This is a genomic window from Alcaligenes sp. DN25, from assembly GCF_023674485.1.
Classification (GTDB): domain Bacteria; phylum Pseudomonadota; class Gammaproteobacteria; order Burkholderiales; family Burkholderiaceae_B; genus Alcaligenes; species Alcaligenes phenolicus.
In genome coordinates this window covers 3,807,445-3,825,097 of record NZ_CP098408.1, presented here as the reverse complement: position 1 = coordinate 3,825,097, position 17,653 = coordinate 3,807,445, and the positions used below count along the sequence as shown (strand labels likewise).

At 57.8% G+C, this 17,653-nt stretch carries 15 protein-coding genes; 7 read left to right on the top strand and 8 right to left on the bottom strand.

The features are described from left to right. Nucleotides 1-73: 73 nt before the first annotated feature. From NBV64_RS17585 to NBV64_RS17550, 8 genes are all read right to left on the bottom strand, one after another. Nucleotides 74-865 carry an ABC transporter ATP-binding protein gene (locus NBV64_RS17585; RefSeq protein WP_009455490.1) on the bottom strand — a complete coding sequence of 264 codons (792 nt, stop codon included), beginning with the start codon at nucleotides 863-865 and terminating at the stop codon, nucleotides 74-76. 186 nt (nucleotides 866-1,051) lie between these two features. Next, nucleotides 1,052-1,723 (bottom strand): MlaC/ttg2D family ABC transporter substrate-binding protein, encoded by a 672-nt coding sequence (locus NBV64_RS17580; RefSeq protein ID WP_250756253.1) that lies wholly within the window; start codon nucleotides 1,721-1,723, stop codon nucleotides 1,052-1,054. Nucleotides 1,724-1,761: 38 nt separating this feature from the next. Then, complete coding sequence (locus NBV64_RS17575; RefSeq protein WP_051359147.1) at nucleotides 1,762-2,541, bottom strand: MlaA family lipoprotein; 780 nt, start codon at nucleotides 2,539-2,541, stop codon at nucleotides 1,762-1,764. Between the two features lie 40 nt (nucleotides 2,542-2,581). After that, entirely contained in the window at nucleotides 2,582-3,058 is a 477-nt protein-coding gene (gene mlaD / locus NBV64_RS17570; RefSeq protein WP_009455494.1) for an outer membrane lipid asymmetry maintenance protein MlaD, read from the bottom strand. A 21-nt stretch (nucleotides 3,059-3,079) separates the two neighbouring features. Continuing rightward, nucleotides 3,080-3,865 (bottom strand): lipid asymmetry maintenance ABC transporter permease subunit MlaE, encoded by a 786-nt coding sequence (gene mlaE / locus NBV64_RS17565; protein ID WP_009455496.1) that lies wholly within the window; start codon nucleotides 3,863-3,865, stop codon nucleotides 3,080-3,082. After that, complete coding sequence (locus NBV64_RS17560) at nucleotides 3,862-4,686, bottom strand: ABC transporter ATP-binding protein (protein ID WP_009455504.1); 825 nt, start codon at nucleotides 4,684-4,686, stop codon at nucleotides 3,862-3,864. The genes mlaE and NBV64_RS17560 overlap by 4 nt, the downstream gene beginning before the upstream one ends. 186 nt (nucleotides 4,687-4,872) lie before the next feature. Beyond that, nucleotides 4,873-5,403, bottom strand: coding sequence for a chromate transporter (locus tag NBV64_RS17555; protein WP_021447240.1), 531 nt, complete (start codon nucleotides 5,401-5,403; stop codon nucleotides 4,873-4,875). After that, nucleotides 5,400-5,975: a chromate transporter gene (locus NBV64_RS17550; protein WP_009455508.1), complete on the bottom strand. Its 576-nt coding sequence runs from the start codon at nucleotides 5,973-5,975 to the stop codon at nucleotides 5,400-5,402. Before NBV64_RS17550 ends, NBV64_RS17555 begins: the two co-directional genes overlap by 4 nt. 645 nt (nucleotides 5,976-6,620) lie before the next feature. On the opposite strand from NBV64_RS17550, the gene NBV64_RS17545 reads away from it, so the two are divergent. The 7 genes from NBV64_RS17545 (at nucleotide 6,621) to NBV64_RS17515 (ending at nucleotide 17,649) form a co-directional block, all read left to right on the top strand. Next, nucleotides 6,621-9,053: a 3-hydroxyacyl-CoA dehydrogenase/enoyl-CoA hydratase family protein gene (locus NBV64_RS17545; protein ID WP_446764029.1), complete on the top strand. Its 2,433-nt coding sequence runs from the start codon at nucleotides 6,621-6,623 to the stop codon at nucleotides 9,051-9,053. A gap of 19 nt (nucleotides 9,054-9,072) precedes the next feature. Continuing rightward, the gene (locus NBV64_RS17540) at nucleotides 9,073-10,266 is read left to right on the top strand and encodes an acetyl-CoA C-acyltransferase (RefSeq protein WP_026483649.1); all 1,194 of its coding nucleotides are present in this window, start codon (nucleotides 9,073-9,075) and stop codon (nucleotides 10,264-10,266) included. A gap of 226 nt (nucleotides 10,267-10,492) precedes the next feature. Beyond that, nucleotides 10,493-11,089: a DUF3540 domain-containing protein gene (locus NBV64_RS17535; protein WP_250756252.1), complete on the top strand. Its 597-nt coding sequence runs from the start codon at nucleotides 10,493-10,495 to the stop codon at nucleotides 11,087-11,089. Between the two features lie 2 nt (nucleotides 11,090-11,091). After that, nucleotides 11,092-13,443 carry a type VI secretion system Vgr family protein gene (locus NBV64_RS17530; RefSeq protein WP_009455517.1) on the top strand — a complete coding sequence of 784 codons (2,352 nt, stop codon included), beginning with the start codon at nucleotides 11,092-11,094 and terminating at the stop codon, nucleotides 13,441-13,443. A 35-nt stretch (nucleotides 13,444-13,478) separates the two neighbouring features. Beyond that, on the top strand, nucleotides 13,479-13,946 hold the full coding sequence (locus NBV64_RS17525; protein WP_230940567.1) for a hypothetical protein: 468 nt from the start codon (nucleotides 13,479-13,481) through the stop codon (nucleotides 13,944-13,946). Between the two features lie 119 nt (nucleotides 13,947-14,065). After that, on the top strand, nucleotides 14,066-16,588 hold the full coding sequence (locus NBV64_RS17520; RefSeq protein WP_250756251.1) for a DUF2169 family type VI secretion system accessory protein: 2,523 nt from the start codon (nucleotides 14,066-14,068) through the stop codon (nucleotides 16,586-16,588). Next, complete coding sequence (locus NBV64_RS17515) at nucleotides 16,588-17,649, top strand: pentapeptide repeat-containing protein (protein ID WP_250756250.1); 1,062 nt, start codon at nucleotides 16,588-16,590, stop codon at nucleotides 17,647-17,649. The genes NBV64_RS17520 and NBV64_RS17515 overlap by 1 nt, the downstream gene beginning before the upstream one ends. Nucleotides 17,650-17,653 lie beyond the last annotated feature (4 nt).

Below are 17,653 nucleotides of genomic sequence, written 5' to 3'. Positions count from 1 at the left end.
AGGGTGCCGATCTTGGCAGCGGGGGCGTCCGTGTTTTGAGGCACGCCCCAGTGTTTGGGAGAATTGTTCTGGTTCACAGTGCGACTCCCATTTTTCCTTCGTTGTGCATGATGCGCACAAATGCATCCTCCAGATCGTGGCCGCCTGCGCGCTCCATAATGGCTTGCGTGGTATCCAGGGCGACGATCTTGCCACTTTTAAGCATGGCCAGGCGACCACAGAGGGCCTGGGCTTCTTCCAGATAGTGGGTGGTCAGCAAGATGGTGTGGCCTTGTTGATTCAGGCGAATGATGAACTCCCACAGCGTGCGGCGCAGGTCCACGTCCACGCCGGCAGTGGGTTCATCCAGAATAATGACAGGGGGGCGGTGCACCAGCGCCTGGGCGACCAGAACGCGGCGCTTCATGCCGCCGGACAATGCGCGCATGTTCACATCGGCCTTGTCGCTCAGGGCCAGATTGGCCAGAATCTCGTCGATCCAGTCGTCATTGTTTTTCAGGCCAAAGTAGCCCGATTGCAGACGCAAGGTTTCACGGACGGTGAAAAAGGGATCGTAAACAATTTCCTGTGGCACCACGCCCAGCGATTGGCGGGCTTTTTGATACTGGGTGCGCACATCGTAACCACAGACACTGACCTGGCCGCTGGTGGGACGGGTCAGGCCGGCCAACATGGAAATCAGGGTTGTTTTGCCGGCGCCGTTAGGGCCGAGCAAGCCGAAAAATTCACCATGTTCGATAGTCAGGCTGACCTGATCGACGGCCAGAAAACCGGCATCGGAACGGGGAGGGGAAAACAGGCTTTTGAGTCCCCGGCTTTGGGGAGCGAAGCGTTTACTGACGTTATCGAGTTTGAAGGCGGACATGGCAATTTGGGTTGGCCTGACGCGGGTGTGGCGGTGTAAGTCGTCGCTGTAGCGTCTTTGTTAACTAAACAGGCCTACGCATGGGCGTAGACCTGTTTGGGGGTGATCAGGCTCTTTATTATAGAGTACGACTCTGGTCTGCTTAAGAATGCCCGACCAAAGCGCCCGTGCTTGCCACGGCCTGTCTTAGCTGTTTTGCTTGTTCAGCGCCTGAATCAGGCCATCAATGCCACCTTGCTCAATTTGCTGGGCAAACTGGTTGCGGTAGTTTTGAATCAGCCAGATGCCTTCCACGTTCAAGTCGTAGATTTTCCAGCCTTCAGGTGTTTTTTCCAGACGGTAATCCACGCCAACCGGGCCACCGTTGGACTGAGTCAGCGAGGAGCGCACCACCACGTCGTCTGCATTGGCATCGCCACGGAACGGCAGGATGGTCAGCTGTGTCTTGTCATCCACGCGGGACAAGGCTCCGCTGTAGGTACGCACCAAGGTGCCCTTGAACGCTTCGACCAGCTTCTGACGCTGTTCGGGGCTGGCTTGACGCCAGTAGCGGCCAGCGGACAGACGTGTCGTCTTTTCCAGGTTCACGTAGGGCATGATGTTTTCGTTCACAGCAGCCAGAATGGCAGCGCGGTCACCCTTGCGGATGGCGTCGCTTTCCTTGACCACTTGCAATGCTTGATTACCGACCGATTCAACAAACTTGTTGGGCTCCCCTTTGGGATCTGCAACTTGTGCCTGGGCTGCGACGGCGTACAAACACAGAGCCAGGGCCGCACAGACGGTCAGGATCCAGGAAATCAGGCGAGAGGGGGAGGACTGCAAAGCAGTCCCGCCCAAGGCGGGACGGGAAATCATAAAAAACTCCAGAAGAATGTTCTGCGGGCAGCGCGTTTTTATTCGTCTGCGTCCGAGTAGTCAGGCAGGTCCTGGCTGGTGTCGCCACCGGTGCGGCGGGCTTGCACCATCGCATGGCGTCGTTGCAGGTAAGCGTCGCGTATGAAGCTGTAGCGGTCAAGGGCGATGTCGTTAACAAGTTTTTCTGCATCCAGCACGCCAGCACGGGCATCCAAGGCCCACAAACCCAGGATGCTGTTGCGTACCGGTACATCCTTGATCGCCATGATCGGACCCGTGGAGGAGAAGCCTTCCAGGAAACTGGTGCCACGTGCCACACCGTCGCGAACGGTGCTGGGGCCAAAGAAGGGCAGAACCACGTAAGGGCCAGACTTGACGCCCCATACGCCCAGCGTCACACCAAAGTCGTTGGGGATGCGCTTGGAGCCGTTCATGGTGGCAACGTCAATACAACCGCCCAAGCCCATGGTCGAGTTGAACAGGACGCGACCCAGGGTGTTGAAGAAGTCGACGTGTTCGCCTTGCAGGAAGCTGTTGACGGCCGACCAGGCATCGCCCAGGTTGTTGAAAATGTTACTAATACATGTGCGTGCAGGCTGCGGCGTCAGGGCGTTGTAGCCTTCTGCAATCGGTTTGATCAGCGCGCCGTCCACGGTTTCGTTAAAGGCGTAGATGCCACGGTTCATGCCTTCCCAGGGGTCCTGGGGGTTGGGGTTGGGCACACTGGCGCAACCGGCCACAAGCGCAGCACTGGCACCGATCAGGCTCAAACGGACTCCACGAGGCAGGGAGTAAGAGCGGCGAGTTGTTGTATTCATGGTTGTGTCGTCTGTAATGAGCATGAACGGGCGGGTTTGCTTACTCCGATTTGGAGCCGCCGTCCTTGGAGGCCGTGTTGTAGAGGAACTTGCTGATCAGTTCTTCCAGCACAACCGCGCTTTGAGTATAGGTAATGGTGCTGCCACCTTGCAGGTCCTTGTCGTCGCCACCCGCAGTCAGGCCAATGTACTGTTCGCCCAGCAGGCCTGACGTCAGGATGGAGGCCGAGGTGTCGACAGGAAACTTGTAGTGCTCGTCCATATCCAGGGTGACCACGGCTTTGAAGTCCTGGTTGTCAAAACCAATGGAGCCAACCCGGCCAACGACCACACCGCTGGCCTTGATGGGAGCGCGTGGTTTCAGACCACCCAGATTATCGAACTTGGCCGATACCTGGTAGGTCTTGGCAAAGGAAAAAGAACTGAGGTTACCCGCACGCAGGGCCAGGAATGCCAGTGCGACCAGCCCCAGCAAAACAAACAGGCCAACCCAGAAATCGGTTTTCTCGCGATTCATAGCTGAGCAATTCCTAAATAGTTAACTGAACATAAGGGCGGTGAGCAGGAAGTCCGTGCCCAATACCGCCAAAGCGCCGCTGACGACCGTGCGTGTGGTCGCGCGAGAAACGCCTTCGGGCGTGGCCTTGGCATGCCAGCCCATATACAGCGCAATCAAGGTCACGATCAGGCCAAACACCAGGCTTTTGATCACTCCGTTGAGTACGTCATCAATGACATCGACACCGTTTTGCATTTGCGACCAGAAGGCGCCCGCATCAATGCCGATCATCTGCACGCCGACGACATAGCCGCCCAGAATGCCGACCATGGAGAACACGGCGGCCAGAATGGGCATGGCAATAATGCCACCCCAAAAGCGCGGTACCAGCAGGCGGCGCAAGGGGTCTACCGCCATGACTTCCATGGCGGCAATCTGTTCACCGGCCTTCATCAAGCCGATTTCGGCGGTTAATGATGTTCCGGCTCGGCCTGCAAACAGCAGGGCGGTGACGACCGGTCCCAGTTCACGTACCAGAGACAGGGCGACCAGCAGGCCCAAGGCCTCTTCGGAACCATAGCGGTTCAGTGTGTAATAACCTTGCAAGCCCAGCACAAAACCCACGAACAGCCCGGAAACGGCAATGATCAGCAGCGAATAGTTGCCAATAAAGTGGATTTGCTGGGAAACCAGACGGGGGCGACGCCACAGCAGGGAAGACCGGGCCAGCAAGGCCACGAACAGGCGGCTGAAGGCACCCAGGCCGTAGATGCTATTGCGTATCGCAGCGCCTAGCGCGCTAATCGGGGCGGTGATGAAATTCATGAGCGCGTCGTCCGATTCTGGAGCCAGGCTTCAAAAGCCGGGGTGACGGGATAGTTAAAGGCGATAGGGCCGTCGGGTTCACCACGCAGGAACTGCTGCACGTAAGGATCCTTGGACGCGCGCAGCTCAGTGGGCGTGCCCTGGGTCAGCAAACGTCCCTGGCCAACAATATAAACCTGGTCGGCAATCGCAAAGGATTCGGCCACATCGTGCGTAATCAATACTGAAGCGCAGTTCAGGCGGTCGGTCAGGTCGCGAATCAGCTGCGCGGTAATGCCCATGGAAATAGGGTCCAGGCCGGCAAAGGGTTCGTCGTACAGAATCAGCTCGGGCTCCAGCACAATGGCACGGGCCAGGGCAACTCGGCGGGCCATACCGCCAGAAATTTCATTGATACCTAAATGGGCAGCCGCGCGCAGGCCAACGGCGTCCAGCTTGTCCAGTACACGGTCCTGAATGGCGGCTTCGGAGTCGTTTGTCAGCTCCCGCAGGGGAAACGCCACGTTTTCAAACACGTTCAGGTCCGTAAACAGGGCACCTTGCTGAAACAGCACACCCATGCGTTGACGCGTCTGGCGCAGAGCCTCGCCGTCCAGCTTGGCCAGGTCCTGGCCAAAAACCGTAACAGTCCCTTTCTGAGCACGAATTTGTCCGGTCGCAGCACGCAGAAGTGTTGTTTTTCCGGAACCTGACCCCCCCATCATGGCGACGACCTGACCTTTCTGAACGGTCATGGACACGTCCGCGAGCACGGTAAAGGCACCGTAGCCCAGCGAGGCGGAGTCCAGATTTAGTACGGCTCGGTCAGTATTTACAACCATGTCGCGGGCAAAAGGGGATAAAAGGACCTGCCATTGTACCGCTTGCAGCTCCGGCGTCTCAATGTCTTGCGCGCTATGGGGGCGGGATCGTGGCGCTTTTATGAGCCATTTTGTGGCTCTTGATACAGCCACTTACTTCAAACCGGCTTTGGTGGTGAAGTCGCCCTTTTTTGTGTCGAATTTGTTTTAGATAGCGGGTTGTATCAAGGCGAACAGCAATCCGCCGCCTGCCAGCAACCATAAAGGGTTGATGCGACTTAGCAGCAAAATGGCTGTACAGGCCAGAGCCGTGCCCCAGGCCCACAGTCCGCCCTGGGCCGCTTTCAGAATTGTGCCGCTGGCGGCCAGGATCATGCCGGCGGCAATGGGCAGCAGACCAATTTCAATGGCGCGGATGATGCGTGTGCCCTCATAGCGCTTCCAGATTGTTGCCAGGTAATAGATCAGCAGGGCAGAGGGCAGGAAAATGGCGACGGATGCGGCCAGGGCACCGGCCCAGCCAGCCGCCTTCCAGCCCACCAGGGTGACAAGCAAGGATTTCGGGCCGGGTGTCAGGCGCGACAGGGCGAACAGATCCAGAAATTCCTGATTGCTGAGCCAGCCATGGATTTCTACCGATTGCCGGTGAATCTCCGGGATGATGCTTTGCCCGCCCCCTATAGTCAGAAAAGACAGGGGTGCAAAGACGCGCATGAGCTGGAGCAAAACCGTGATCATGGTTGCTCCACCGTTTTGTCTCCAAGTTGCAGCCAGGCGTACCAGACGGACAGCGGTGCACAGATCAGAATAACGGGGATCAGGCTCCATTCCATGACGAAAATGCCGGCAAAAACGGCCAACATGAGGGCAATGGGCACGATTCCGGTGGCTGCGCTGCGCGCCGAGCGTACGCCCATTTCAAGAGACAGGCCAATAGCGGCGGCGGCAATTCCGGCCATGACTTGAGGCACCAGGGTAGAGCCCGTCAGTTGTTCCAGACCAATCAGCATCAAAATGGCCAGCAGTAGCGGGGGAAGCACCATGCCCAGCGTGGCAACTAACGCCCCAGGCCCGGCCAGCAGACGATAACCAATCCATATAGAGAGGTTCACCACATTGATGCCGGGCAGTGCTTGGGACAGCGCCAGACCGCTAAGAAAATCTGCCTGGCTCATCAGGCGCCGCTGAACAACAAACTCACGCATTAACCAGCCACTCAAGCCCCCACCAAAGCTGGTCAGGCCAATGCGGGCAAAGATCAGAAATAGAGCGCTCAGGGATAAAGGGGCTGCTTCTTGAGACCGGGTCATAGAGCAATGAAGGCGGATAGGGCTCGTCAAAAGTGGAAGTTTGAACATTCTGGCATACAAATTAAGCCGTTCTTGCCCTCTTGTGCGCTCGGGTGGCGGCCTGATCCTTCTTGCTGGGGGTGCGGCGTGGCCTTTATTGGCAAGAAAACGGCTGTCGGGCAGCGGTCGTTCAAATTTTTTTCTACCCTCAAGCGCTGCTTTTTTGTTTGAAATATTTAAAGATAAAAATTAATTAAAATGGGTGCAAAAATTAAATAAAAAATGAATTGAAATAAATAAGAAAAGTATTAAAAAAATAACTTGAAACCATGTGTGATGCCCACTTGAGGGGACGGGTGCTTCCGGCGGCTAATGAAGGGTGTAATGAGCTTTTTATGGGTTCAATCTGTTGAAATAAAAGAGATTGAAACGATCGTTTGAATTTATGGTGGGTTGCTGGAGCGGCTGAGCAGCCCGATCCGGATCCAAACATGGACAGTTTCATGAAGATGGATTTGATCTATACCCATCTTTGATTGAAAATAAAAAAGACTTTATGGTCGTAAAAGCGGTTGTGCGTGTACGATTATTCGATTGCCTCGCATCGTAGAGCGTCCGTTTGGGACCTTATGCTGCGTGGGGTTTCAGTTTCCTGGAGACAAACCTATGACATCTAGTTCAGCCAGTGCAGTGACGGGCAGTGCCCGTACCTTGCGTCGGGTCGCCGTGTGCGGTGCCGGCGTCATGGGCGCGCAAATTGCCGCCCATTGCGTGAATGCAGGCATACCAGTAGTTCTGTTTGATCTGCCCGCCCGCGAGGGGCCCAAAAATGGCATCGCCCTGCGTGCCATTGCCAATCTGCGCAAAATGAATCCCGCTCCTTTGGGTACGCCAGACCTGGCCGACCTGATCGAGCCCGCCAACTACGACGACAACCTGGACCGTCTGGCCGATTGCGATCTGGTAATCGAAGCCATTGCCGAGCGTCTGGACTGGAAACAGGATCTGTACCGCAAGATCGGGCCAGCACTGAACCCTAATGCCATCATCGCCAGCAACACGTCCGGCCTGTCCATCACTTCCCTGGCAGATGTTTTGCCGGAAGTGCTGCGTCCACGCTTTTGCGGCGTGCACTTTTTCAATCCGCCACGCTACATGAGCCTGGTGGAGCTGATCCCCACGAAATACACCCAGCCAGAGCTGCTGGATGTTCTGGAAACCTTCCTGGTATCGCAACTGGGCAAGGGTGTGGTTCGCGCCAAAGATACCCCCAATTTCATCGGTAACCGCATCGGTGTCTTTGGCATTCTGTCCGTGTTCGAGCAGGCTCGCCGTTTCTCCCTGACTTACGAGCAGGTTGATGAATTGACGGGTACACGTCTGGGTCGAGCCAAATCGGGTACTTACCGTACTGCTGACGTGGTTGGCCTGGACACTCTGGCACACGTGATCCGCACCATGCAGGATCAGCTGCCCGATGACAGTTTCAAAGCACACTTTGGCCTGCCACCAGAAGTGCAGGGCCTGATTGATGCAGGAGCTTTGGGTCAAAAGACCGGTGCCGGTTTCTTCCGCAAGAAGGGCCGTGAAATCCAGCGTTTCGATGCTCAACAGCGCGATTACGTGGCTGCTGACCAGAAAATCGATCCTGATGTCGCCGCCATTCTGGCTGTACGTGACCCGGCTGAGCGCCTGCGCCAGCTGCGCGAGTCCGACAAGCCTCAGGCTCAATTCGTGTGGGCCGTGCTGCGCGACACCTTCCACTACAGTGCCATTCATCTGCAAGACATTGCCGACAACGCCCGTCAGCTGGATCTGGCCTTGAAATGGGGCTTTGGTCACAAGCAAGGCCCGTTCGAGATCTGGCAGGCTGCCGGATGGCGGCAGGTGGCCGACTGGATCAATCAGGACATTCAGGACGGCAAGACACTGAGCAGCCAGCCGCTGCCAGACTGGGCGACTCGTGGTCCTGTGTGGGAAGCGCAAGGCGTGCATACCGCTGCCGGTTCCTGGAATCCTTCGCAAAGCCGCTTTGAAGGCCGTAGCGATCTGCCTGTTTACCTGCGCCACATTGGCACACCTTTGCTGGTGGGCGAGGTCGAGTCTCTGGAAACCACCACGGTTTTCGAAGATGAGTCGGTACGCTGCTGGACGCTGCCTGCACCGCACCCACAAGACGTGCTGATCGTGTCCTTCAAGACCAAGATGCACACGCTGAGCCCTGGTGTGGTCAATGGCATGTTCAAGGCGATTGAGCTGGCTGAAGCCTCGTATCAGGCTCTGGTGGTGGCCCAGGATGGCGATCCATTCTCCGCTGGCGCTGACCTGAAAGCCATTTTGCCCGTGTTCGAGAAAGAAGGCGTGGCCGGTGTTGAGCCGGTAGAGCGCGCCATGCAGGACATGGTTCTGCGTATCCGTTACGCCCAGGTGCCTGTGGTGGCTGCGGTTGCCGGTCTGGCTCTGGGTGGTGGTTGCGAACTGGCTGTGCATTGCGCGCACCGCGTCGCTCACTTCGAGTCCTACATTGGTCTGGTTGAAGTGGGTGTGGGTCTGGTTCCAGGCGCAGGTGGTCTGGCTTACTCGGCTCGTCGCTCGGCTGAACTGCAAGCCATGGGTGCACCTGATGCCCCGTTGCTGGCCTACCTGAAGCGTTTTGCTCTGGCTATCGCCAGCGCACAGGTGTCGCGCTCCGCTCTGGATGCGCGTCAGCTTGGCTTCCTGAAAGAGTCCGACACCATCGTCATGAATCGTCAGGAACTGGTTTATGTAGCCGTTCGTCAGGCACAGGCTCTGGCCAGCGCTGGTTGGCGTGCGCCATTGCCACGTCGCTTTCCGGTTGCCGGTCGCGATGGCATCGCCACGTTGAAAGCTCAACTGGTGAACATGAAAGAAGGTGGTTTCATCTCGGAATATGACTTCCATATTGCCGAGAAGGTCGTAACCGTGATCTGCGGGGGCGATGTGGATCCTGGCTCGCTGGTGGATGAAGCCTGGATGATGGCGCAAGAGCGGCAGGCCTTCCTGGAGCTGCTCAATTCCCCCAAGACCCAGGAACGTATTACTGGGATGCTGACCACTGGCAAGCCAGTGCGTAACTAGAGCGGATCAAGGAGTAGACATGACTGTACAACAAGCTTATATAGTCGCTGCCAAGCGTACGCCCATCGGAAAAGCGCCTCGCGGTGTGTTTTCGTCCTACCGTCCTGACGAGCTCTTGGCGGAAGCCATTCGCGGCATGCTGGCCGATGTGCCCAAACTGGACCCTGCCGCCATTGAAGAAGTGGTGGCCGGTTGCGCCCTGCCTGAAGGCCCGCAAGGTTTTAACGTTGCGCGTATTTCTGCCTTGCTGGCAGGCCTGCCGCATACCGTGGCCGGGATGACCGTCAACCGTTTCTGCGCCTCGGGTTTGAGCGCCATTGCGATTGCGGCCGACCGTATCCGTACGGGCCAGGCAGACATCATCGTGGCTTCGGGTGTGGAATCCATGAGTCAGGTGCCGGTGATGGGTGTGAATACCACGTTCAGCCCCGAGATTTTCGCTTCGGACGAGAACTACGGGATCGCTTACGGCATGGGTCTGACCGCTGAAGAAGTAGCGCGTCAGTGGAAAGTCTCCCGTGAAGATCAGGACGCGTTTGCCTTGGCCTCGCACCAGAAAGCCGTCAAGGCTTGGGAATCGGGCGAGTTCACGGGCGAAGTTCTGCCTGTGACGGTGACACGTCGTCAACCGAACCTGAGCACGCAGGAAATCTCCGTCAAAACTCAAGTGGTTGATCGCGATGAGGGACCACGCCCTGATACCAGCCTGGAAGTGCTGGGCAAGCTGCGCCCCGTATTTGCGGCGCGTGGCTCGGTTACGGCCGGCAACAGTTCGCAGACTTCGGACGGGGCAGGTGCCTTGCTGGTTGTTTCCGAACGCGCCTTGCGCGAGCACAATCTGACTCCGCTGGCCCGTTTCGTGACTTTCTCGGTCCGTGGTGTGCCACCAGCAATCATGGGTATCGGTCCTAAAGAAGCCGTGCCTCATGCGCTGGCCTTGGCTGGCCTGAAGCAAGACCAGATGGACTGGATCGAGCTGAACGAAGCCTTTGCTGCTCAATCTCTGGCGGTGATTCGTGATTTGGGCCTGGACCCCGAGCGCGTCAATCCGCTGGGTGGCGCTATTGCCATGGGTCACCCTCTGGGTGCGACTGGTGCCATGCGTGCCGCCACCGTGGTTCATGCCTTGCAGCGTCGTCAGCTGAAATACGGCATGCTCACCATGTGTATCGGTACAGGCATGGGAGCCGCCGGGATTTTCGAGCGGACATAATTTCCGATCTGCTGCTGTTTCTATCGTTGCTGGACAAAGCCGCCTTCGGGCGGCTTTTTTATTGGGGCGTCCCCTGCATCGGCGGGCAATAGCACAATACGTGTAAGCAAATTTGCTTAAAACCCCCTAAATGTCAAAAAAGTAAAGTTTTGTTGTTGTCATAGAGTAGACATGGGCTCGGGCCATAGTCCTTTTCATTGTGTTGAACAGCTCACACGGAGGATGTATGGGATTGCCCTCGCGCATGGTGTCCAGCCTGCATGTTCCCCCCATGTTCTGGCAGGGATGGGTCAAGGCTCGTCTGGAGTCGGGGCAGTTTGAAGTCGACTGCGGCGAGCGCTGCTGGATTGTGCCGCAGGCCGTCAGTTGCCTGGTGCAGCCGCAAGTGGGCGACAAGGTCTGGGTAGGCGGTGCCGATGGCGAGCAGGCCTATGTGTTCGCCGTGCTGGAGCGACCCCAGGGCGGGGCTTTGCATCTGGTCGCCGAGCAGGGCTTGCATGTGCAGGCGGCGCAGGGTGGGGTACATATCCAGTCCGAGGCGGACCTGACTTTGCAGGCAGGTGGCCATTTGCGCCAGTCTGGCCGGGAGATGAGCCTGACCGCAGGCACGCTGCGGATTTTGTCGCGCGTGCAGGAAACCGTGGCGGATCGCCTGTCCCAAGTGTGCAATCACGTATTTCGTCTGACTGAAAAAGAAGAGCGTTGGCGTGGGGGTCGCATGGACGTGCAGGCCCAGCATCAAATGCGTTTGCATGCCCGCCATACCTTGATGACTGCGCGCGAGCTGGTCAAAGTCGACGCTGACCAAATCCATATGGGGTAAGCATGCTGACAGAACGCCTTGTACAAGTGCATAGCCCGCTCGGGCCGGAAGTCTTGCTATTTCAGGCTCTGCAAGGTCGGGAAGCCTTGTCCCAGCCTTTTGAATTGCAGGTGGATGTGGTCTGCAATACCCCCTTGCTGGATTTGCGCAGCTTGCTGGGCGAGTCCCTGAGCCTGGAAATCAAAACGCCTTTTGCGGTGCCGCGCTTTCTGGATGGTCGTATCAGTGCATTTCGCCTGATGGGTAAAACCGGCCGCAGCGATCGCTTCTACACGTATCGGGCCACCTTGCGCCCCTGGCTCTGGTTCTTGAGCCAGAACATGGACAGCCGGATCTTTCAGGAAAAGACCGTGCCCGAGGTCTTGCAGGATGTGCTGGGCCGCTACCCCTTTGCCTGGGAGTCGCGCCTGACGCAGGACTATCCGCGTCAAACCTATTGCGTTCAGTATCAGGAAAGCGACTTTCAGTTTGTTAGCCGCTTGATGGAACGCGAGGGGATTTACTACTGGTTTGAGCACCGTAATGGCGCCCATACCCTGGTGATGGCCGACGATGTGGGTCAACATGCGGCTGCGCCCTGGCTTTCTGAGCTGCCCTTTGTTTCCCCCGATCGGGTAGCGCATCCCGATGTTGAGCATATCCATGCCTGGCACCCGTATGAGCAAGTCACTCCGGGCCGCTACGCGACCGCTGACTACGACTATTGCAAGCCGGGAGCCAGCCTGGACGCCACGCGCAGCAACCCGGCTGAACACGCCTTGGGTGATTTGGAAGTCTACGAATGGGCGGGTGGCTACACCGAGCCTCAACATGGTGAACATTACTCCCGCTTGCGGTTGGAAGCCTTGCAGGCGGTCCGCAGTCAGGCACAGGCCCAGACCAACGCGCGTGGTGTCGCGCCGGGTTATTTGCTGTCCGTGCGCAATCATCCGCGCCCCGAGGACAACCGCGACTATCTGGTGACTCAGGTCGATTACGACTTTCTGGATGTAGGCCATACCGGCGAGAGCGGCATGGCCAGCCACTACTTCATTGATTTTCTGGTGATCCCGTCCAGCCAGCCGTATCGCCCTTTGCGACGCACACCTATTCCGCGTACCTACGGCCCGCAAACCGCCAAGGTGGTGGGCAAGAGCGGCGAGCAACTGTGGACCGATCAATATGGTCGCATCAAGGTTCAGTTCCTGTGGGATCGTTATGGGCAGGCCAATGAAAACAGCTCCTGCTGGCTGCGAGTCTCCAGCCCGTGGGCAGGTGGCGGCTTTGGTGGCATTCAGCTGCCCCGAGTGGGCGACGAAGTGATTGTGGACTTTCTGGGGGGCGACCCGGACCGGCCCATTGCCGTCGGTCGTGTGTATAACGCCAGTAATATGCCGCCCTGGAATCTGCCGGACAATGCTACACAAAGCGGCTTTTTAAGTCGTTCCAAAGACGGTGATCCCAGCAACGCCAACGCCTTCATGTTCGAGGACAGAGCCGGGCAGGAGCGTATCTGGCTGCATGCCGAGCGCAATCTGGATACGGAAGTCGAGGGTGATGAAACCCATACCGTCGACGGTAACCGGACTACTGTGGTCACAGGCCATGACACCTTGAGTGTCACGGCAACCCGCACAACAACGGTGCAGGATCTGGAAACCGAGACATTCAATAGCGGCGTCGTACGTACGGTCATCGGGGATCTGGTTGAAACCATAGAAGGCGAGCAGACCCGAACTCATACCGGTGATGTGACGCGTACCGTGACGGGCAATGTCACCGACACCTTGACCGGCGATTTGACCCGAACCATCACCGGCGAGGTCACTCATACGGTCACGGGCGATGTCACGGATTCCATCACCGGCACTCGCAACTCCACCCAAACCGGCGATTACACCCGCACGATTACCGGCCCGGTGGATTACACCGTGACTGGCGATGTCAAAGAAACCATTACAGGTGATGTGGACCTGACCACCACCGGCAATATCACTGACACCTTGACTGGCAATCTGACCAAAAGCATTTCCGGTCCTGTGGACATTACCGCCGCAGCGGGCGTGAACATCACCACGCCTAGCTGGAAGGTGAATGTCACAGGTATTGAAAAATGGTGGATTCCGCATACCGAAAAAGTGACGGGGTTCCGCCTGAACGGCACGATTTCCTCGCTGGATGCCTGGGGTATTCGGGCGCAGGGCTATCTGGTCAATTTCCAGGCTGCCGTCATGAAGATGGACCACTCGGCCTTCAAGGACGAGAAAGCCTACGCCGCGATCAAGACCAGTGCGGTGTATCTGGGCAAGCAGGCGGTGCGCGTCGGCAGTTCGGCTCTGCGTTTGGCCAAGTCCGGCTTGCACATCTTTTTTTAAGGACGTCCGCGACGATGCTGGGACAGATTATATGGATGGCTTTCAGCGCTTTGATGGGAGCCATCATGATTTCGATTGGTATTGCTCTGGAGTGGCGGGATTGGCTGCCTTATCTGGTCATCTTGCCCATGTTGATCGCAGTGGGTGGTTTTGTGGCTGGGTATAGGGGTTTTACGCGCTATTGGCGTGCTCGTCCTGAGGAACGCTTGTATCAGCGCCTGCATCGTGCCGAGGTCGTACCGCAACAGGCCGTGATCGTATCTCAGGATGAACTGCTGCCAGAAGTCTTCAAATCTGCTTATCCGCTCGTGCGCCTGGGTCTGGACGTGGATGGCCAGAAAACCCATGTGGATGTACTGGTGCAGCCCGAACTGAGCAAGCGATTCAAGCCGGGTAATTGGGTCAGCGTGCTGTGCGATCCGACCAATCCCCAGTTGTGCGCCCTGAACCGTGAACAGGTGACCTTGCAGCTGAAACCCGCCGCTAACTCCTATGGGGATTGATTGATGGTGGCGCTGGCTTCGCAGTTGATCGGGGATGACGCACACGTGGGTCCGGAGCAGTCAGGCAGTGCTCCTGCTCCAAGTCAGTCCTGCTCGTGCTCTCCCAAAGGACAAGTCCCATGCGCATCGTAAAGCCCTTGCGCTTGGGTGTTTTGGCACGTCCCTGGAGCTGGCGTGGACAACACGCGCTAAGCGTGTCGGTACAGGCCTGGTGCTCCATGGATGCCCCGCATGTCTTGAGCACCGATGCACGTATGTGGCAAAGCGTATCCGGCCTGATGCAGGACGACGATGTGCTGGACCTGGCCTTGCCCAAACCTTGTGCAGAGTTTCTGGTCTCTGGCCATGCCTGCGCTCCTGGTGGTGAGCCGGTATCCCAACTGGCAGTACAAGCACGTGTCGGCCCGATAGAAAAGCAGCTGGCTGTATTTGGGCAACGGCAGTGGCGACAAGGCAGGCCGGGGGAGGCAGAGCCTTTTACCCGCGTGCCTTTGGATGGCAGCCGTAGCTGGGGCGGGCCGCAGTATCCCGATAATCCCGCCGGCATGGGAATGGAAGCAGCCAGTCCGGGCGAACCGCTTTGCTTGCCGCAGGTAGAGCCTTGGGAAGGGCGCTTGCACCGTTCTGGCCAGCAGGGCCGTCCAGCGGGTTTGGGGCCTGTGTCGCCTTTGCGACCACGTCGCTTTCGTTTGGCGGGCCGTTATGACCCCGCCTGGCAGCAAGGCGATCCTGGCATGATGCTGGACAGCCTGGACCCACATTTTTTCAATGCTGCTGAACCGGACCAGTGGTGGCGTGAGCAAGGTCATTGGCCCGCAGACAGTTCTTGGGAACTACACCATCTGCACGCCCAGCGACCCCGGTGGAGTGGCAGCTTGCCGCAGTGGGAGGCGATCTGCTGGTATCAAGATCGTCGTCTACCCGGTCTGCAAAAGCTGGACTTGCGGCACACCACTGTCTGGTTCTTCCCCGATTTAGGCCACATGCTTTTGCTGTACCAAGGAAGCGTGCCGGTTCAGGACGCGCAGGCGCAAGATGTGAACTTATTAATGCCTGCCCTGGAGTCCTTGGGGCAAGCGCGTGGCCAGGATCATTACGAGCAAGTGCTGCGCTTGCGTAGCGAAGGCGATCAGGCCGGATTATTTGCCTTGCGCGACCAGGATTTGCTACCCGCTGACTGCGGCGCACCTTTGGATGATTTTCAGACCAGTTCAGACGACCCCTTGTCCTTGACTATGCGGATGCGCCTGGAGCGCTGGGCGCAGGACGCGGCACAGGAACACCCGGCTTGGCAGAACGAGCTGTTTTCCTTGGCGCAGGCTGGGCCTCCCAAACCTATGGATGTGGACCGAACGGATTGGGTGCAGGAAGTGCGCCAAGCCAATCGCCAGCAATGGGAGGCGCGTCAGCAGATGGAAGAGGGCATGGCGAAAGTGCAGGACTTGCAGCGTGAATCTCCCTTTCAGGATCAGGCCGGCACCCGTGTTACGGCGCGCGATACGCAGCAGATGTTGTATGAGCTGGATGCAGCGGCCAGCGACCAGGCGCCTGTGTCCGGCTTGCTATCCAAACCCATGGAGCAGGCCAGACGTGCGATGCAAACTTATGCCCCTGCACCGCCTGTTGCCTCTGATCTGCGTCAGCAGCGTTTGCGCAGGCGAGTGGAGTTGATTCTGGCCGGAACTCGCAATCTGTCTGGCCTGGACTTGAGCGGTTTGCATTTGCAGGACTTCGATTTCTCCGGGGTGCGCTGTGTTGGCACCTGCTTTAACGATGCGGTTCTACGGCAAGGCACGTTTGCAGGAGCTGATTGCTCGGGAGCCACATTTGTGCGGGCGCGATTGGAGCAGGTTCAATTCAATCAATCCCAATTGGATGATGTGGATTTCAGCGCGGCAGTACTGCAATCCGTACAGTTTCGTCAGGTGCAGGCGGCCCGATGGCAGCCGCGCGAGTCCAGCTGGCAGGATGTCTTGTTCCAGCAGTCGAACCTTCAGGAGCAGGAGTGGCTGGATGTGGACTTGCTGCGCTGCACCTTCGAGACCTCGCAGTTAAGTGGCGTGCAATATTTGATGCGCTCGCGCTTGTCCGAATTGTCTTATCTGGATTGCCAGTTACAGCAATGCGCATGGCTGGACTGTGATCTGCGGGACCTGTCCTTGAGGGGCTCCAGCCTGGAGGACACGTCCTGGCTGCTGGGTCTGTTGGACGGTGTGCTCGATTGCCGTAACAGCCGCTGGCGTCAAAGCGTGGTGTCCGGCGTGGACATGCCGGGGTCAGACTGGCGCGGTGCCCGCTTGGAAGAAAGCAATTTGCGTGGGCTGGATTTGTCGCAATCCTGTTTTGAACAGGCCCAACTGATTCGCTGTGATTTATCCGGTGCCAATCTCCAGGGGTCGCAATGGACGCAGGCCCGCCTGAGCGACTGCATTCTGATCGAGACTGACTTTGGCCAAGCCATCATGAACAAGGTGGATATGAGCAATAGCCTGGCCGGGGGCGCGAATGTTCAAGGCACGATGCTGGACACCGTGAACTTCTTCCGCGCTGATTTGACGGGCTTGCAAACGGATGCGCGTACCCGCAGCCGCAATCTGTATTTACGCACGGCACGTCGCGATCCTGCCGGGGGGCAAGTCTGATGGACGCACATGCTTTGCGTTTGCGCATTCGGCAAGGCGAGCCTTTGCTGGGGCTGGACATCAGCGATCTGTATTTGCCACCGGGCGATTATTCAGGAGCGGTGTTCATCGCTTGCCGTCTGCCGCGTGTGCAAGCCTTGGGCGTCAATCTGGCGGGTAGCCGCTTTCATCAATGTGACTTGAGCGGAGCAGTACTGGACGCCAGTGTGCTGGATGGCTGCGCCTTTATGGAATGCGTGTTGATCGGCTTGTCCTGCAAGCATGTCCAGGCCAGGGAGGTGATGTGGCAGGACTGTGATTTACAGGGCGCTATCTGGCAAGGCGGAGCCTGGAGCGACAGTCACTGGGCGCAATGCATTTTGCAAACGGGCAACTTCGACCAAGCTTTTTTGCAGCGTTGCACTTGGACTGGCTGCCGCGCAGGGGGCTTGTCCTTGCAGTCGACCCGTCTGGAAGATGTGGTGGTCACCGAAATGGATTGGCGGGGCAGCACTCTGGCCGGTAGTCGCTGGCACAGGGTGACGGCCAAAACCTGCAATTTCCAGGGCATGGACCTGTCGGGGTTGGATTTCAGCGGCAGTGTCTTGATGGAGTCCGACTTTACTCAAGCGGATCTAAGCCACGCTTGTCTTTGCGGCACCAATTTCAAGTCTGCCATCTTGAATCAGGCCGTGCTGAACAAGGTCCAAGCCAAGCAGGCTTTATTTGTTCATGCACAGGCTCAAGGACTGCAGATTCGGGAGGCGGATCTGACACAAAGTCTGTGGGCTCAAGCCCACGCTCCCGAGGCAGATTTTCGTGGCTCTTTTTTGCAGCAGGCCTACTTCGCGCAGGCAGTGTTGGAGCGGGCCCGTTTCGAGCATAGCCAACTGCGCTATGCGGATTTCTCGTATGCAGATTGCCGCCGTGCTCGCTGGGATGGCGCACATTTTGAGCGCACCCAGTTTCATCGTTGCTTGCTGGACAAGGCCGGGCAAGAACAGGCCGCAGGCTGCCTGCCCAATGACCCGGCCTTGCATGAGTCTGAGAGCTGGACCGCGCGTCATATGAATCTTGAATAAGGAG

Coding starts and splice junctions, on each gene's coding strand:
- NBV64_RS17585 (WP_009455490.1), bottom strand. CDS start 865: ATGTCCGCCTTCAAACTCGATAACGTCAGTAAACGCTTCGCTCCCCAA.
- NBV64_RS17530 (WP_009455517.1), top strand. CDS start 11,092: ATGCTGACAGAACGCCTTGTACAAGTGCATAGCCCGCTCGGGCCGGAA.
- NBV64_RS17550 (WP_009455508.1), bottom strand. CDS start 5,975: ATGACCCGGTCTCAAGAAGCAGCCCCTTTATCCCTGAGCGCTCTATTT.
- mlaE (WP_009455496.1), bottom strand. CDS start 3,865: ATGAATTTCATCACCGCCCCGATTAGCGCGCTAGGCGCTGCGATACGC.
- NBV64_RS17575 (WP_051359147.1), bottom strand. CDS start 2,541: ATGAATACAACAACTCGCCGCTCTTACTCCCTGCCTCGTGGAGTCCGT.
- mlaD (WP_009455494.1), bottom strand. CDS start 3,058: ATGAATCGCGAGAAAACCGATTTCTGGGTTGGCCTGTTTGTTTTGCTG.
- NBV64_RS17525 (WP_230940567.1), top strand. CDS start 13,479: ATGGCTTTCAGCGCTTTGATGGGAGCCATCATGATTTCGATTGGTATT.
- NBV64_RS17545 (WP_446764029.1), top strand. CDS start 6,621: ATGACATCTAGTTCAGCCAGTGCAGTGACGGGCAGTGCCCGTACCTTG.
- NBV64_RS17515 (WP_250756250.1), top strand. CDS start 16,588: ATGGACGCACATGCTTTGCGTTTGCGCATTCGGCAAGGCGAGCCTTTG.
- NBV64_RS17560 (WP_009455504.1), bottom strand. CDS start 4,686: ATGGTTGTAAATACTGACCGAGCCGTACTAAATCTGGACTCCGCCTCG.
- NBV64_RS17555 (WP_021447240.1), bottom strand. CDS start 5,403: ATGATCACGGTTTTGCTCCAGCTCATGCGCGTCTTTGCACCCCTGTCT.
- NBV64_RS17520 (WP_250756251.1), top strand. CDS start 14,066: ATGCGCATCGTAAAGCCCTTGCGCTTGGGTGTTTTGGCACGTCCCTGG.
- NBV64_RS17580 (WP_250756253.1), bottom strand. CDS start 1,723: ATGATTTCCCGTCCCGCCTTGGGCGGGACTGCTTTGCAGTCCTCCCCC.
- NBV64_RS17540 (WP_026483649.1), top strand. CDS start 9,073: ATGACTGTACAACAAGCTTATATAGTCGCTGCCAAGCGTACGCCCATC.
- NBV64_RS17535 (WP_250756252.1), top strand. CDS start 10,493: ATGGGATTGCCCTCGCGCATGGTGTCCAGCCTGCATGTTCCCCCCATG.